The sequence below is a fragment of the Planctomycetia bacterium genome, from assembly GCA_034440135.1.
Classification (GTDB): domain Bacteria; phylum Planctomycetota; class Planctomycetia; order Pirellulales; family JALHLM01; genus JALHLM01.
The window spans coordinates 1-15,852 of the sequence record JAWXBP010000359.1 but is presented as its reverse complement, the minus strand read 5'-3'; the positions used below and the strand labels follow the sequence as shown (position 1 = coordinate 15,852).

The 15,852-nt window shown below is 62.2% G+C and carries 11 protein-coding genes; 4 read left to right on the top strand and 7 right to left on the bottom strand.

Annotated features, from left to right (window positions below; genetic code table 11):
* Positions 1 to 31 precede the first annotated feature (31 nt).
* On the top strand, positions 32 to 1,822 hold the full coding sequence (locus SGJ19_21550) for an adenylate/guanylate cyclase domain-containing protein (GenBank protein ID MDZ4782842.1): 1,791 nt from the start codon (positions 32 to 34) through the stop codon (positions 1,820 to 1,822).
* Positions 1,823 to 2,034: 212 nt separating this feature from the next.
* On the opposite strand, the gene SGJ19_21545 is transcribed toward SGJ19_21550, so the two are convergent.
* From SGJ19_21545 to SGJ19_21535, 3 genes are all read right to left on the bottom strand, one after another.
* Positions 2,035 to 3,609 carry a DUF6666 family protein gene (locus tag SGJ19_21545; protein MDZ4782841.1) on the bottom strand — a complete coding sequence of 525 codons (1,575 nt, stop codon included), beginning with the start codon at positions 3,607 to 3,609 and terminating at the stop codon, positions 2,035 to 2,037.
* 261 nt (positions 3,610 to 3,870) lie between these two features.
* A complete protein-coding gene (locus SGJ19_21540) occupies positions 3,871 to 5,013 on the bottom strand; it encodes a PLP-dependent aspartate aminotransferase family protein (GenBank protein ID MDZ4782840.1) in 1,143 nt (380 codons plus the stop codon).
* Between the two features lie 248 nt (positions 5,014 to 5,261).
* Positions 5,262 to 6,473 carry a PLP-dependent aspartate aminotransferase family protein gene (locus SGJ19_21535; protein MDZ4782839.1) on the bottom strand — a complete coding sequence of 404 codons (1,212 nt, stop codon included), beginning with the start codon at positions 6,471 to 6,473 and terminating at the stop codon, positions 5,262 to 5,264.
* A 571-nt stretch (positions 6,474 to 7,044) separates the two neighbouring features.
* Here SGJ19_21535 and SGJ19_21530 point away from each other — a divergent pair.
* Positions 7,045 to 7,245 (top strand): cold shock domain-containing protein, encoded by a 201-nt coding sequence (locus SGJ19_21530; protein MDZ4782838.1) that lies wholly within the window; start codon positions 7,045 to 7,047, stop codon positions 7,243 to 7,245.
* Positions 7,246 to 7,588: 343 nt separating this feature from the next.
* The gene (locus tag SGJ19_21525) at positions 7,589 to 8,707 is read left to right on the top strand and encodes a hypothetical protein (protein ID MDZ4782837.1); all 1,119 of its coding nucleotides are present in this window, start codon (positions 7,589 to 7,591) and stop codon (positions 8,705 to 8,707) included.
* Positions 8,708 to 8,715: 8 nt separating this feature from the next.
* On the opposite strand, the gene phnY is transcribed toward SGJ19_21525, so the two are convergent.
* The 4 genes from phnY to SGJ19_21505 all read right to left on the bottom strand — a co-directional run bounded on the left by phnY (position 8,716) and on the right by SGJ19_21505 (position 14,071).
* On the bottom strand, positions 8,716 to 10,152 hold the full coding sequence (gene phnY, locus SGJ19_21520) for a phosphonoacetaldehyde dehydrogenase (GenBank protein MDZ4782836.1): 1,437 nt from the start codon (positions 10,150 to 10,152) through the stop codon (positions 8,716 to 8,718).
* Complete coding sequence (gene phnA / locus SGJ19_21515) at positions 10,149 to 11,396, bottom strand: phosphonoacetate hydrolase (protein MDZ4782835.1); 1,248 nt, start codon at positions 11,394 to 11,396, stop codon at positions 10,149 to 10,151. The genes phnY and phnA overlap by 4 nt, the downstream gene beginning before the upstream one ends.
* 153 nt (positions 11,397 to 11,549) lie before the next feature.
* Positions 11,550 to 12,794 carry an FAD-binding oxidoreductase gene (locus tag SGJ19_21510; protein ID MDZ4782834.1) on the bottom strand — a complete coding sequence of 415 codons (1,245 nt, stop codon included), beginning with the start codon at positions 12,792 to 12,794 and terminating at the stop codon, positions 11,550 to 11,552.
* Positions 12,791 to 14,071, bottom strand: a complete 1,281-nt coding sequence (locus SGJ19_21505; protein ID MDZ4782833.1) for an aromatic ring-hydroxylating dioxygenase subunit alpha — start codon at positions 14,069 to 14,071, stop codon at positions 12,791 to 12,793. Before SGJ19_21505 ends, SGJ19_21510 begins: the two co-directional genes overlap by 4 nt.
* A 365-nt stretch (positions 14,072 to 14,436) precedes the next feature.
* Between SGJ19_21505 and SGJ19_21500 the strand changes: the two genes are divergently transcribed.
* Positions 14,437 to 15,441, top strand: coding sequence for a fatty acid desaturase (locus SGJ19_21500; GenBank protein ID MDZ4782832.1), 1,005 nt, complete (start codon positions 14,437 to 14,439; stop codon positions 15,439 to 15,441).
* The last annotated feature ends 411 nt before the right edge of the window (positions 15,442 to 15,852 follow it).

The window sequence follows — 15,852 nt, the reverse complement described above, 5'->3', positions numbered from 1 at the left end:
TGGTGTCACGAGGCCTCTTCACGCTCCGCCCATGGCATACCTCATCGTTCAAGGGCCGGAAAACGAACAACGTTGGCGGCAGACGCTCGCGCCGGGCGCCGCCGTAACGATTGGACGATCGGCCGGTCCGTGGAGCGTTCCCTGGGACGACCGCATCTCGCGGCGGCACGTGGAGCTGCTTTGGCAAGACGATCGACTACAAGTGCGCATGCTGCCCGCGGCGCGCAACCCGGTGTTTTTCCGCGGCCGCGAGGAGCAACGTTTCGAACTGAAGCCGGGCGAGCATTTCGTGATCGGGAGGACGCGCTTCAGCCTGGTGAACGAGCCGGCGGTGACGGCGCTGGAAACGCCGATACCGGTTGAGGAGCAGACCTTTACCGCGCAGTATCTGCAAGAACTGCGGTTTCGCAACCCGGATCATCGCATTGAAGTGCTGAGCCGATTGCCGCAGGTGATTGAGAACGCGGCGAGCGATCACGAGTTGTTCGTCCGGCTCGTGAACATGTTGCTGAGCGGCATCCCACGCGCTACCGCCGCCGCGATCGTGGCCTTGGAACCTGCCGAAGCGGCGTTGGAATTGCGGCAGACGCGGATTCTGTATTGGGACAGCCGCGTTGCTCCCGGTGAGGCATTTCAGCCGAGCACGGCCCTGGTCCGAGCCGCAATCGAGCGCCGGCAAAGCGTGTTGCATGTCTGGGAACCCAGTCGCCGCGCATCGCCCCAGACATTCACGGCGAGCGAGAACTACGATTGGGCCTTTTGCACGCCAGTGCTGGGCAAGCCGAGCGGCGGCTGGTCGGTGTACGTGGCGGGTCGCTTCGAGCCCCATACGCCGCGCAACACACCGACCGATGGCGCGGAGATCAAGGACGATCTCAAGTTCGCCGAGATGGTCGGCGGCGCGCTCGGCTCTCTGCGCGAACTGAAACGCTTGCAACGCCAGAAATCGAGTCTCGGCCAGTTTCTTTCCCCCGCGGTATTGGAAGCGCTCGAGGTTGAAGACCCGGACGAGGCGCTCGCGCCGCGCGAGACCGAGGTCTCCGTGTTGTTCTGCGATCTGCGAGGCTTCTCACGCGCGTCGGAGAAATCAGCTCAGGACTTGCTCGGCTTACTTAAACGCGTCAGCGAGGCGCTCGGCGTACTGACGCATCACATTCTGTCGCGCGGCGGCGTCGTCGGCGATTTTCACGGCGACGCGGCGATGGGCTTCTGGGGTTGGCCGCTGCCGCAACCGGACGCCGCAGCGCGAGCCTGTGCCGCGGCGCTCGCGATTCGCAAGGAATACGCCGCGGCCGCGCTCCAGCCGGAGCATTCGCTGGCTGATTTTCAGGTGGGCATCGGCCTGGCCACCGGGCGCGCCGTGGCGGGCAAGATCGGCACATTTGATCAGACCAAGGTGACGGTCTTCGGGCCCGTCGTGAACCTCGCGTCGCGCCTGGAGGGCATGACCAAATTGCTGCACGCGCCGATTCTGATGGACGGCCCCACGGCCGATGCGCTGCGCGCTTCAGTAGGTCCGGACGTCGCGAGGTTCCGTCGCTTGGCGCTCGTGCGGCCCTACGGATTGGAAACACCGGTGATGGTGACGGAATTGCTGCCGCCGGCAGCGGAGTACCCGCAACTTACCGACGCGCATCTCGCGGCCTACGAACGCGCGGTGGATGCGCTCTTGGCGGGTCGCTGGACGGAAGCCTTACAGCACCTTCAAGAGGTGCCGGCGCACGATCAGGCGAAAGACTTCCTGACCGTCTTCATCGGCCAGCACAATCGCATTCCGCCAGCCGATTGGGACGGAGTGATCGCGCTGAAGAGCAAGGGGTAAGGGCGAAGTGCGCACGCGGAAGAAATAAAGCGATGGGTGCCGCCGGCGGCTTGTCTGCCAGTGCGGTTTTAGTCTTGCCGGCTGTCCCAACTCCAGCACTGGCGGACAAGCCGCCAGTGGCACCCCACACCAAACTTTCTGCGGGTGTACTTAGTGATGAATGATGAATTGAGAGAGGTATACGTCGCTCAACATTCATCCTTCATCATTTCCTACTCGCCTGCCATGACTCGGTCGACCATGAACATGTTGTTGTCCGCGACGTTGAACAACGGGCGATAAGGGCCGTTGTTGCAGGGGGGACCGGTGCGGGGGCGGAACGGGTACCAGACCAGGTTCATCGTCATGCCAAAGGCCTCTTGATTCAGCCCGTCCTGGCCCGTGCCGTCTTGTGGGATGACGTAGTTCACGGCGCCATTGAGCGACCAGCGATTCGTGAGCGGGACGCGGAAGTCAGCGCCAACCAGCCCATTGCCGTCGCCAGTTCCGCCGCCCCAGATGCGTCCTTCGCCGCCGGACGGCATGCATTGCCGGAAGTAGAAGGCGTACATGTCCGTGGCTTCGTAGAGGATGCCCGTGTCGACGTCCTCTGTCGAATCGGAACTGCTCGTGATCCACGCGCCGACTTCACTGCCGCAGAAGGTGACGTAGCCCAATTCCGCGCGAACCTGGTTGAGCGAGACGTCGACGTAGTAGTCGTCTTCCAGCCAGTCGAACGCCACGCCAATTTGCCAGCCATGATTGTTCGGCGCTCGCGCAAAGATGGCGGCCGTGGCAAAGACCTGGTTGCGGTTGTCGTCGCTGCCGCCGTTGACGGCGTCGCCGGCAAAGTTACTTTGGACGCCCTGCGCACCGAGTTGAAAGCCGATGCCGCGGCAATGCGACAGGGGACCGCCCCAATTGACAGCCTCTTGGAATCCGAAATTTCCGTTCTGCCCCTGATCGAGCGGGCCTTTGAAGGAGTGCGGGCCAAAGGACAACGAAAGCTCATCCCACCAATTCCAGGGGCAGCCAATGTCCCAGCCGCCCCCAAACAAGCGGAAGTTACGCCATTGCTGACGCGCGTGCCAGCAGGGCCAGGAATCGTCGCAGACGTTGGGCGGACCGCATTCGCAGTAGTTGCCGACCTGCCCGCAATCGGGACAACTGGACATCCCGTCGTCGTAATACTCGCCCTCTTCGACGTACTCTTCCGGGCCGTATTGTTCCGTGATCTCGTAATCGAAGTCCGGCTGCACTCGCTGGACGCCGCGCGGCGCCGGGAGCTGCTCATAGCGCCCGGCGCCCGGGGCGATTTCGTTTTCCATGCGCGGCGGCGCCAGTGTTGGCGACCGTCGGCCGTTGTTCCGCGGCGCGGCGCGAGGCGCCACGGTTTGCGGCGCTGTCTCATATGAGGGCGCCACTTCGTAGACGGGTTCCTGTGCCGTTGCTCGAGGACTCAGCGTGGGCTGCGCCGCGGGGATTTCTTCGGCCGGGGCGGAGTCCTCAAAGGACGGCACGCCGGACTCGTCGTCGGCGAAGGGGGGCTCTAAAACTTCCTGTTGGTGCCGTGCTTGTCGCACACCGCCCTGCTGCGCCGTTCGCGCGACAGGCCCTGGTTGGCGCACCTTCGGGTGGACGCGCCAGGCCGGCGAGTAATTTGTCGTCCGCGCGGCGAACTGCCCCTGCTTGGCGTAGATTGAGCGGCTGGACTGCTGCGCAACCGCCGGGGCGGCCGCTCCGCTCAGCGCGCATCCTAAGAACAGGGCGACGGCAATTCTCGCGGGCGATGTCCGTTTACCGCACATAGCGACTCAACCTCGATCTGGTCACGACGCCTGGCCACGAGGGCGCAGCCTAGAGGCGATTGATCCAGCCAAAGTATCGGAATCGCTAAGGTTGGTTCTTTCGTTAAAGTCGAGATAATTAGAAAAGTTTGCGCAGCTTGCTTATTTTTACGTCGTTGGTCGCCGTTAAGCCCAGGGAAGGCCCTCGGAGACGTCACCATTGGCAGAACGTATGGGTGGCCTTCCCTGGGCTTGGAGAGAAAGTGAGCGATCGCCGATAGGTTAGCCAGCTAGCGCCTGGTCCAGGTCGTCCCGTAGATCGTCAAACGCTTCCAGCCCCACGCTGAGCCGGACGAGGCCGTCGGTGATGCCGTGGGCGAGGCGGTCTGCGCGGTCATAGCTGGCGTGGGACATCGTGGCGGGTTGCTCGATTAAGGATTCCGCCGCCCCGAGGCTGACCGCGAGTTGGAACAGCTTGGTACTCTCGCAGACGCGCTTGGCCGCGACGAGGTCTCCTTTGACTTCGATTGTAAGCATGCCGCCAAAGCCGCCTTGCATCTGACGCGCGGCAAGTTCATGTCCTGGATGGCTCGCCAAGCCCGGATAAAGTACGCGATTGACGCGCGGATGCCGGGACAAGTGCTCGGCAAGTTGCTGAGCGGTGCGGCAGTGTTCCCGCACGCGCAGGTCGAGCGTCTTGAGTCCACGCGAACAGAGGTGCGATTCCCACGGGCCCATCACCGCGCCGGTGGCGTTCTGCAAGAAGTAAAGCCGATCGAACAACTCCTGATCGCGCACCACGAGCACGCCGCCAGTCAGGTCACTGTGCCCGCCGATGTATTTGGTGGCGGAATGCATGACGATGTCGGCGCCTAACTCCAGCGGGCGCGTCAGCGCCGGCGTCGCGAAGGTGTTGTCGACTCCCAGCAGCGCGCCATGCCGGTGGGCGATCGCGGCGCACGCAGCAAGATCGGTGATCGACATCAGCGGGTTGCCGGGGCTCTCGATCCACAGCAATTTCACACCGGGCCGCATGGCCGCGGCAATTGCCGTGAGATCCGTCGAATCGACGAGCGCGATGCGCACCTGGTTGCGCGCCGTCACCTTGTGCAGCAACCGGTAAGTGCCGCCGTAGATATCGGCGCCAGCCACGATTTCATCGCCGGGCCCGAACAGCATCGACGCGCAATGCGTGGCCGCCATGCCGGTGGCGAAGGCCAACGCCTTGAGTCCGCCTTCCAATGAGGCGATTGTTGTCTCGAAGTTCTTCCGCGTCGGGTTGCCGGAGCGTGAGTAGTCGTATTCTCCCCACACTCCGGCCCCGGGTTGCGCGAACGTGCTGGCAACGTAAATCGGCGGCACGACGGCCCCCGTTGTGGGATCGCGTTCCTGGCCGATATGAATCGCGCGGGTACGGAAATGCATGGGAGAGTTTGAAGTTTTCGGGGAAGTGAGAAGTTTTCAGTGTTCAGTTTTCAGTGAGAGCGCACCAAGCGTACACCAGCCCGACGCGCCAGCGAGGGGGAGTAAACGCCGCGCGACGTTCGACGATTACTCCCCCTCGCTGGCGCGTCGGGCTGGTGTCGTTGTTTCGTTTATGGAATTAGCGATCAACACTTCGTTAAGAAACACTGAAAACTGAACACTGAAAACTTCAAACTTGTCCAAAAACTTCAAACCCGATCCAGCGCTTGCTTTAAATCCGCGATCAAGTCGTCCGTATTCTCGATGCCACAGGCCAGGCGGATCATGTTGTCGGGGATGCCGAAGCGTTGGCGGTCTTCGACGCTGCATTCGTAGTAGCTCATTACCAGCGGCTGTTCGATCAGCGATTCCACGCCGCCCAAGCTCGGCCCGATGCGCGGGATGCGGGCCGCGTCGACCACGCGGGCCGTGGCGCGCCAATCGGCGTCCTTGACCAAGAAAGTCACGAGGCCGCCAAAGCCGCGCATCGTCCGCTTCGCCACTTCGTGATACGGATGCGTAGGCAGGCCCGGGTAGAAGACGCGTTCGATCCGCGGGTGGTTCGCGAGAAACTGCGCCACCGCGAGTCCGTTCTGGTTGTGGCGTTCCATCCGTAGTTCGAAGGTTTTCAGGCCGCGGAGCAACAAGTAGATGTTGTGCGGGGAATTGATCGCGCCCATGATGCCGCGCAGTTTGCGGACCGGCTCCAACTGTTCTTTGCCGCCGACGAGCACGCCCGCGAGCAAATCGTTGTGCCCGGCGAGATACTTCGTCGCGGAGTGCAACACGTAGTCCACGCCTGCGGCGATTGGACGCAAGTTGTAGGGCGTGCCCAGCGTGGCGTCGATCAACGTCTTGACGCCGCACCGGCGACCGATCTCGGCGAAGCGTTCCAAATCGACGACGCTCAGGTGCGGGTTCGTCGGCGATTCGCTGACTAGTAACTTGGTGGCAGGCGTGATGGCGGCCTCCATCGCTTCGTAGTCGCAGGCTTTCACCTGGCGCGTGACGACGCCGAACCGCGCCAGGTGCTTGGTGCAGAACTCCCGGCTGCGATGGTAACACTCGTCAAAGAAAATCACCTCGTCGCCGGCGTTGAGCTTGGTCATCAGCAGGCCGACGATGGCCGCCATCCCGGACGCATAGAGCAGCGCATCTTCGCCGCCGTCGAGGGCCGCGAGTTTGCGCTCGACGATCTTCTCGCTGGGGTTGCCGTAGCGGCCGTACTCTTCCCGCGGCAGTTTCTGCTCGATGAAATCGATCACCGACTGCGTGTCGGGAAAGGTGTACGTCGAGGCGCAGAAAATGGGATCGGTGATGGCGTTTCCGGGCTTCAAGTGCGACTCGCCGGCATGCACCGCGAGGGTGGAAATGCCCAGTTGCTGGATAGAGTCGTCGTCCGGCAGATGGAGCTCATTCATGGCGGCGCTGGCCTTCCCTTTTCGCGGCGGTCACATCGAGGCGACGGGGCCTGCGGGGGCCGCGAAAACGAACGCGGCCGCAGTCCCCTCCTTTGCACGGCAGGACCACGGCCAAGCGGTTCCATGAATAATCGCCCGGGCAAAGTCCCCTAACGGAACCACGCAGCGGGGGCGATGGCTCTTTAGCAGTTGGTGGCTGCAAGCGGCCGCAAATCCCACGTGTGCCCCCAATGTAGTCCGGTGGAACATGGCTGACAAGCAGGCCAATGTCGTTTCAAGCCCAGGGAAGGCTAGTTGAGTCGTGGCTGATAGGGAGAACATCGAGGGCCTTCCCTGGGATTCGACTTGGCCGGCAAAGCAGAACTTCCAGTCCCAGGGAAGGCCGGCGCAATCGAGGGTGATGGAAAGGTTTTGAGGGGCCTTCCCTGGGCTTAACGAAGATCGCACTTTTTTTGCCGAAATGGCTGGCCAGGGACTAGTTCCTCGCGCCTGGAAATCGGTTACAATGTTTAGCTTCCGGCGGTACTGCCGCCGGCGATTTTCAGCAGCGATTCAAAGTGAAGGTAAGCAAATGGCCGAAGGCAGCATCAAGAAGTTGACGGACAAGGGTTTTGGTTTCATCAAGACGGAGAGCGGCGGCAAGGACTTGTTCTTCCACATGTCCAGCCTCGTCGACGTGCAATTCGACGACCTGCACGAAGGTCAGCGCGTGACCTACACCGAAGGTCAGGGGCCGAAGGGTCCGTGCGCGGAAAACGTCCGCCCCGCCTAGTTCGATTGCTCGTCCGACGTCGCGAATTCCAGCGAACGACTGGCTTGGCCCTGTGACAAATCCCCATCCGATGGGGATGGACTTCGTTCCGGTCCGGGCCTTGCCAACTTTTCTAACGGTTCCTGAGGGGCGTAACCCGCGTTTTTTCGCGGGCGGCCTTCGCTGCGCGCGCGCCGTTAACTCACTCGCCCATTTTTCCTGGTCGGCATTTCCCTTGAATCGGGAGTTCTCGTCGTAACCAAATCCACTTGCCCAGCCGATAGAGAAACAGACGGCTCGGCGCCAGGGGCGCTGCAGGCGTTCGGGTAGCGCGCTTGCCGCGCGGCGAATGGGGGATTTGAGCATGGGGCGACGGCGCTGGCTGCTGAACTTGGTCATGCCGTGCATGATCCTGCTGTCGGTCGGCATTGCCTTTGGCCAGGAGCTGCCGGACGCGATCCATGAGGACGCCGTCGTCGTCTCCGATGGCGACGTATCGCCGGAGCAGGACTACCTCGGCGTTCTCACCGGCAAATCGGCTCATCAAGTCGGTCCGGAGTATTGTTGGCGCGGGTCGGAATGGCTGCGCCCATTCGCGCCTTGTCCGCAGCGAGGTTGGAAAGCCAGCATCGAGATGCTGATCTTGTCTCGCTCGGACCCGAACGACTTGACGTTAGTGCGCGACGCGACGACCGGCGACGAACTGCTGAACGCCAGCGACCTCTCTTTCAGTGGTGAACTCGGTCCGAGGTTTCGCATTCAAGGTCCGCTCGGACGTCGCTGGGCGTTTGAATTCGGCATCTTCGGCGTCGACGGCTGGCGCGCGCAGGCGCTGATCCCGGGGCCGCAGTTGTTGCGACTATCGGGTCCGCCGGATGCGAATGAGTTCGCCTTGGCGACTTCGCCGTTGATTGACCAGCGCTCCACGCTGGGCAGCCAGGAATTCAATCTACGGCGCGAGGTCAACAATCGGCTCTCAGTCCTCGGCGGCTTTCGCTCCCTGCAACTCGAAGAATGGTTCAGCACGTCGACGTTTCTGACGCGCATTTATGAAGTGAGTACCGATAACCGCCTGTACGGCTTCCAATTGGGGGCTGACTGGCAGCTCGTGCGGAACAGCCGCATCGAGATTGCCGGATTCGTCCGCGCCGGAATTTTCAATAACGACGCCGTGGCGGAAACCGCCGACCCGAGCGGCATCTTTGCATTTGCGCCGCAGAATCAGTTGCTGTCGGCCAATGCCCAGCGAGCGGCGTTCGCGGGAGAAGCCGGCATCACCGGATCGATTCGCCTGTGGGATTTCGTCTGGCTGCGCGGCGGCTACCAGGTGCTGCACGTCGATTCCGTCGCTTTAACGCCGGACCAGTTGCCGCTCAACGAATTCGCCGTGATCAACGCTCCGTTGCAAGCACGTGCCGGCATCGACGCGAACGGAGACGTGTTCTATCACGGCGCGACCGCGGGCTTGGAAGTCCGTTGGTAGCGTCGCGTCTACCAAGGCAGTGAGAACGTCTTCACGTACGTCATGTACTTGATCGCCTCGATGACCCCTTCTTTGACACCGAGCCCGGAGTCTTTGACGCCGCCAAAGGGGGACGACTCGATGCGGAAGCCCGGGATCTGATTGATGTTCACGGTGCCGGTGCGGATGCGTTTGACGCATTCGAGCGCGGCGGCCATGTTGTTCGTCACCACGCCGGTAGAGAGGCCATACGCGGTGCCGTTGGCGAGTTGAATCGCGTCGTCCAGATCGCGAATGCGCAGAATCGGCGAGAGCGGCCCGAACGATTCCTGCACCACCATCTCAGCGTTACGCGGCACGTCGGCGATGACGGTCGGTTCCAATTGGGCGCCGCGCCGCGCGCCGCCCGCGAGGACCTTCGCGCCTTGCGCGACCGCTTTGTCGATGCGTTCTTCTAGCAGCTTCGCGGCCGGTTCGTCGATCACGGTGCCCACGCGGGTTTCCGGATCGGCCGGGTCGCCGCAGAGGTATTCCTTGGTCTTGGCAACGAATCGTTCCGTGAATTCGTCGGCGAGTTTTTCGTGAATCAGCAACCGCTTGACGGCTGTGCAACGCTGGCCGGAATTACGGTAGCTGCCCTCGGCGCCGAGCGTGACGGCTAAGTCCAGGTCGGCGTCGTCGAGCACGATCAACGGGGAGTTGCCGCCCAATTCCAGGCAGAGCTTCTTGTAGCCGGCGATCGAGGCGATTCGTTTGCCAATCTTGACGCTGCCGGTGAAGGTGACCAGTTCGACGCGCTCGTCGCAAATCAGCGGTTCAATCACATCCTCGATGCCGCCGACGAAGACGCTCAGCATCCAGCCGGGCAGGCCAGCCTCGTAGAGCAGTTCCGCGAAGCGAATTGCCGTGAGCGGCGTCTTTTCCGAAGGCTTGAGCAACATCGGCGCGCCGGCCGCGATCGCCGGCGCCAGCTTGTGCGCGACTTGATTCAGCGGGTGATTGAACGGCGTGATGGCGGCGACCAAGCGCAGCGGTTCACGGAGCGTAAAGATCTTGCGATTCTTCCCTTGCGGTGAGACGTCGCAGGAAAAAATCTGCCCGTCGTCGCGGAGGGCCTCCATCGAAGCGAACTGCAACACGTCCTGCGCGCGGCCGACTTCGTAGGTCGTCTCACGCATGCAAAGCCCGGATTCGAGGCGGATCAGGTCGGCGAATTCGTCACGGCGCTCCAGCAACATCCGCCGCGCGCGGTCGAGGATCTCGTAGCGCTGGTAACGGCTGAGCGGCTCGCCGCCTTGGAGCGTTTTCGAGATGGCGGTTTCCAACTCGTGCGGCCCGATCGTGGCCACTGTGCCGATGACTTCGTCCGTGTAGGGATAACGCACTTCCAGCTTGCGGCCCTTCGCGTACGGTTGGCCGGCAATGTAACTGGGCAGATCCAAGGCCTCGAGCGTTTGTTCCGTCATCCTTCGATTCCGTTGCAGGTGAAGTCAAAAATATCGAAATTGCGCGGATCGCCGGCGGCTTTCGCGCGATACTCGGGCTTGAGCGGCGCGGAGAGTACCATCGGGACAAGCTCCTCGTAGCGCCCGCCGTGCGAGCGGAGCTGCGCCTTGAGCGCCGACAGATCGTGATGTTCCGGCGTGCGGCCTAGCACGACGTCGCGAGCGCTCATCACGAAGAAATCGCCGATTCGATCGGCCGGCAGTTCCAACTTGAGCGCCGCTAAGCGGCGATCGTAGACCTCGGTGACGCCCGGTTGTTCCCAGAGCCAGCGCTCGACCGGAGCGGGATCGGCGCCATGCGACAGATGGACGACGACCGCGCTGCCGAGCGCGCCGTGATGTACGACATACGGATCGGTGATCGGGCAGACTACGCGGTAGCCGCCACCGAATTGCTTGTTCAGCGCGGACTCTAGGAAGATCACGTTCGGCTTGCCGTCGGCGTCGGTCTTGGCGTTCATGCCGTGATCGGCCGTGGCACCGACAATTGCGCCGAGTTCCAACATGTGACCAATCTGAGCGTCGATGCCGGCGTAGAACTCGAGCGACTCGCGGGCTTCCGGCGCGTACTTATGCTGCATGTAGTCGGTGAGCGACAAGTAAAGGAAATCTGATCGCTCGGCGGCGATCAACGCCACGCCGGCGCGGAGCACGTACAGACTGGCCTCGCCGCTGTAGATCTCGGGCGTCGGCGCACCGACGAGTTGTTCCACGTCGTCGATGCCATGCGTTTCGAGCTTGGCCTGATTTGCCTTTTCCGAGGAGAAGGCGATGCCCCGCATTTTGTGCGAGAGAATGTCGCGCAGCTTTTCTTTCGCGGTGACCATCGCCACTTTGCGACCGGCGTTCGCGGCGGCGGCCAGAATTGTCGGAGCGCGGAGGTACTTCGACGAGTTCATCATCACTTCCTCGCCGGTTTCCGGGTCGAGAAAGTAATTGCCGGCGATGCCGGTGCCCGAGGGAGGCAACCCGGTGCAGATCGCGGCGTTGTTCACATTCGTAAACGACGGCAACGCCCCGCGCACGAACCCGCGGTAACCATCCCGCGCCAGCCGCGCCACATGCGGCATCTTTCCATGGGCGATCGACGTGGAGAGGTACTCGTCCCCACAACCGTCGATGCAGATCACGACGACTGGCCGCCCAGGCGGAGCATAGTTCCGCCCATTCACCGCAAAGGGAACGGAAGCAATCGTTTCAGCCACTTAACGCCTCTTCTCGAAAATCGTTCTGTTCGTTTTTCACCACGGAGTCACGGAGGACACGGAGGGGGAGCGGGGATGTCGAAGCTCGAAATCCGAATGTCGAATTAAGCTCGATTGACGAATGATTGAATGTTGCTCCGAGGTGAAATCCTCTCACACGCCTGCCGCGGAGGATTCCCTTGCCCCGTAGTACGTCTCGTACACGCGTTGGGCGGCGACGCCCGCCGTTTGCCAGTCCCACTTGGTTTCCGTGAAGCGATCCGGGCTCAGGCTGCTCACATATTCCGATGGCTGTTTTTCGAACATCGCCTCGACCAGCAGTTGCCCCAGGCCGGGCGAGCCGGAGATGCCGTGGGCGTTGCAGCCGCCGGCCATGACAAAGCCTGGCACCCGGCAACTTGGGCCGAGGATGAAGCGGCCGTCGGGCGTGAATGTCGGCCAACCGCGTCCGACGCGGTCCATTTTCACTTCCGAAGTGCCCGGCAACAGTCCGGTGAAGTCCTGCGCGAACTGCTTGAGCACCAGCCAGTCCGGTTCAACTGGCGGCGGCGCACCGGGCAAATCGTAGGAGCGCGGATCGGTGCGCAGGGCTTTCGTTTCCCAGCCGCCGAGCAGCAGTCGATCGTGTTCGCAGCGGCCGTAAAGTCCTGTGTCCGGCACGCGGAAGCAGGGCAGATCAGGTCGCAGGCCGGGCATCGGCACCGAAATGAAGTACTCGTGACGCACGGGCACGATCGGCAATTCAATCCCCGCGAGCTTGGCAATGTGATAGGCATGCGCGCCGGCGGCATTGATGACCGTCTTGCAGGCGATGCGCCCTTGATTTGTGCGGACGCCGTCGATGCGTCCATTCACCAAGTCGAAGCCTTCGACCGCAACGTCGGTTGCGAACTTTGCGCCGGACTTTTCAGCGTGATGGCGATACGTGTTCACCACGTCCTTGGGACGCATGTAGCCGTCGGTCGGGCACCAGAGGATTGCTTCAGCGCGGCGAAAGTCGATCGCCGGCCAAAGCTTCGACGCTTCCGCGCGATCGAGTAATTCGGTTTCGAGTTTGGCCTCATCGGCCACTGTCTTCAGTTCGCGAAAGCGTGCGGCGTTCGCGGCGGATTCCGCGATGCGGATGCTTCCCACGGCGTGCCAGTCGGGTCGGACGTCGGCGTCGCGCTGCAATTGTGCGAAGGTTTTTGCGGAGACCATCGCCAATCGCGTGCGCTCCGCCGTATCGCGCACCTGGCCGCAGAGCCCGGCGCCTTGCGCCGTCGTCACTTCGCCCAGCCCAGACTGCTTTTCAATGAGCAGCACGTCGCGCTGCCCGGCATGCGTGAGTGCGTAGGCCATCGCGCAGCCGACCGCGCCGCCGCCGACGATTACGATTTCCGCATCATTTAGGCTCAATCAACCGCTCCCGGCGTTTTGCCTGCCCAATCGCCTAGTACATCTAAGTACCATTTCAGGAAACCCATCACGTTGTATTCTTTGACCGGCGAGAGCGGGCCTGGCTGGTAGCCGCTACTGGTGACGCCGCGCTGGGCCAGTTCGCAGAGTTCCCAATCTTGCTCGGATGTCAGTTGCCAGAACGGCATGATTTCGTCCAGGCGGTAGTCGACGCCTTCTTTCGCGTCGCGATCGACGAGCCAGATCACGCGGGCTTCCGTGGCGAAATGTCCGAGCGGCGTCAAACGGGTGCTGACGCCGTGATCGCAACTGGAGTGATTCCAGAAGTTCGGCAGCGTGCGCATCCGCAGCGTGCCAACGTCGGGCGCTTGGTAATCGCCCATCAGCGGCGCGACCTGGCGGCCGTCCATCGTTTCGCTCACATAGCCGTCGACCAATGGCGTGCGATTCGCCGCGAACCAGATCTTGTTCGCGGCGTCCGGGAAAACGCACATGCCGGTCGCGGTGTGCGTCGCGGCGAGCCCTTGCGCGGCCCAGCGGTCTTCTTGCTTCGCCGTTGCGGACGTGATGGCGGTGCGGACGCGTTGCGTGGTGTCGTCGGCGTTGAAGTGGTCGAAGTTCGCCTTAATGTATTGCGGGTGATTCGCGTTGCAGTGGTAGCACTCGCGATTATTTTCCCAGACGAGCTTCCAATTGGCCGGAATCGTGTAGTCGACGATCTTCGCCACCTTCGCCCGGTCGAAACCTTGCGGCGCGAGCTGCGGCGCCATTTCCGCCCGGGCGGCGTCGAAGGGGATCGGCTCCTCGGCGAGTGAGACAAAGATCAATCCGCCGACCTCCTCGAGCTGGACCGGCTTCAAGCGGTACTGCGATTTATCGAAGTCCTCCCCCATCCCACGGCAGGCGAGCAATTGACCGTCGCGGCCGTAGGTCCACTGGTGATACGGGCACACGATCCGTCCGACATGCCCGGCCGGTTCCTGGCAGAGTGTGCTGCCGCGATGCCGGCAGACATTGTGCGTCGCGCGGATGTGTCCTTCGTCGTCGCGGAGGATGAGGATCTCGTCGCCGGCGACCTTGTAAACGAAGTAGTCGCCGGGCTCGGCAACCTGGCAGGTGTGCCCCGCGAACAACCAGCCGGAACGCCAAAAGGCGTTCAACTCGGCCTGGTAGACGGCCTCGTCCGCGTAGAAACACCGGTCGAGCGTCCGTCCAGACTTGTGTTCGCCAACTTTCGTGGCGATGCGTTGGCGATGAAGCGGCTCGAGTAGGCGCATAGCGAACGGCGAGGGCAAACGTCAGGAAGGGGCGACACCGCCCCTATTGTAATCCTTCAGCTTATTTCCGCGCAGTCTCGCCACAAGCCGCAATCGCGCAGCCAGGGCGGAGGAGTGCGCAGAGTCAGCACATCGCCTCCTTTCGCGGTACGCAAGGCGACTGTGGCTGGGCTTGGCGCAGAGACGTATCGCCGTAAACTACTTGGCTACCTTGAGTTGTGGACGCCATGGGCGTGTTGCGACACAAGGGGGGAGGAATTTGACCGTAGTTTTACACTTGCTGGACTGGCACGTGACACTTCGATTTCGGTCAGCTTCTAGAATCTGTCGAAGTCGAATGGACAGACCTGCTGGAGCCAAGTCAGATGAGCATTGTTACCCGCAGCCCGGGCCGGACGAAAACCAAGGAATCTTCGCCCCAGATCGAGGGCGCGACGGACGTGGAAGATCGGAGCTATTCGCCTCCAGCGACCACGATCGAGGAAGACCAAGCGTTTGCCGCGCTGGAAAAGGATCGCTGGTCGCGCGGGCTCGATTGGGTGAACGCCATTTGGATTGGCTTCGTTCATGTCGGTGCGTTGGTCGCGCTGTATCCCTACTTCTTTAGTTGGAAGGGCTTCGGCCTGGCCGTGGCCTTGTACTGGGTCACCGGCAGCTTGGGCATCTGCCTGGGCTTTCATCGCTATCTCACGCACGGCGGTTTCTCGACTTACCGGCCAGTGCGTTGGTTCTTCGGGCTGATTGGCGGTCTGGCGGGCGAAGGCCCCGCGCTGAATTGGGTCGCCGTGCATCGCAAGCACCATGCGCATAGCGATCAGGCCGGCGACCCGCATTCGCCGCACGACGGCGCCTGGTGGAGCCACATGCTGTGGCTGATGCCTAACAACGGCAGCAACTACTACAAGGAAATGCATCGCCGCTATGCACCGGACTTGCTCAAGGACCCGGTGATGCGGTTCCTCGACGCCACGTTCCTGCTCTGGCACTGGCTGCTGGGCTGTGGGTTGTTCGCGATCGGTTACTTCGGCTGGGATTTTCAGACCGGCTGCTCGTTCGTCGCCTGGGGCATGTTCGTGCGGATGTGCTTTGTGATGCATGTGACGTGGCTGGTGAATTCGGCCACGCACATCTGGGGCTACACGAACTACAAGACCACGGACGACAGCAAAAACCTCTGGTGGGTGGGTTTGTTGGCGTTCGGCGAAGGCTGGCACAACAATCACCACGCCTTCCAACGCATGGCCCGTCACGGCCACAAGTGGTGGGAGATCGACGTGACGTATTACGCGATTGTGGCGCTGGAGAAGGTCGGCCTGGCCTGGAACGTGGTCCACGACGTGCCGCAGCGGAAGCGGGCGGCGGGGGAGTGAGGGTGGAGAGGAGCAAAGGAGTTATGGCGTAGGTGGGCAGTCTGATGTCGCAGCGATTGCATCAGCCCCGGAGGGGCGACAGACAATAGCCAGGGGTGAAGCGCAGCGCAACCCCTGGAAACGGACGCAATAAGGTTTGAGCCCCAACGGGGCGACACTGTGGAGACCAGTGTCGCCCCGTTGGGGCTCATTTGATTTGTTGGCGAACGTTTCCAGGCGTTGGCACGCCTGGCTATTATCTGCCGCCCCTCCGGGGCTGATGCATTCGCTGCGACGCAATCCATTACTCCTGCTCCTGCTCCTGCTCCTGCTCCTGCTCCTGCTCCTACTCCTACTCCTACTCCTACTCCTACTCCTACTCCTACTCCTACTCCTACTCCTACTCCTACTCCTACTCCTACTCCTACTCCT

Bases quoted from the DNA above. Each gene is read 5' to 3' on its own strand.
- SGJ19_21550 (MDZ4782842.1), top strand. From the start codon at position 32: ATGGCATACCTCATCGTTCAAGGGCCGGAAAACGAACAACGTTGGCGG.
- SGJ19_21545 (MDZ4782841.1), bottom strand. From the start codon at position 3,609: ATGTGCGGTAAACGGACATCGCCCGCGAGAATTGCCGTCGCCCTGTTC.
- SGJ19_21540 (MDZ4782840.1), bottom strand. From the start codon at position 5,013: ATGCATTTCCGTACCCGCGCGATTCATATCGGCCAGGAACGCGATCCC.
- SGJ19_21535 (MDZ4782839.1), bottom strand. From the start codon at position 6,473: ATGAATGAGCTCCATCTGCCGGACGACGACTCTATCCAGCAACTGGGC.
- SGJ19_21530 (MDZ4782838.1), top strand. From the start codon at position 7,045: ATGGCCGAAGGCAGCATCAAGAAGTTGACGGACAAGGGTTTTGGTTTC.
- SGJ19_21525 (MDZ4782837.1), top strand. From the start codon at position 7,589: ATGGGGCGACGGCGCTGGCTGCTGAACTTGGTCATGCCGTGCATGATC.
- phnY (MDZ4782836.1), bottom strand. From the start codon at position 10,152: ATGACGGAACAAACGCTCGAGGCCTTGGATCTGCCCAGTTACATTGCC.
- SGJ19_21505 (MDZ4782833.1), bottom strand. From the start codon at position 14,071: ATGCGCCTACTCGAGCCGCTTCATCGCCAACGCATCGCCACGAAAGTT.
- SGJ19_21500 (MDZ4782832.1), top strand. From the start codon at position 14,437: ATGAGCATTGTTACCCGCAGCCCGGGCCGGACGAAAACCAAGGAATCT.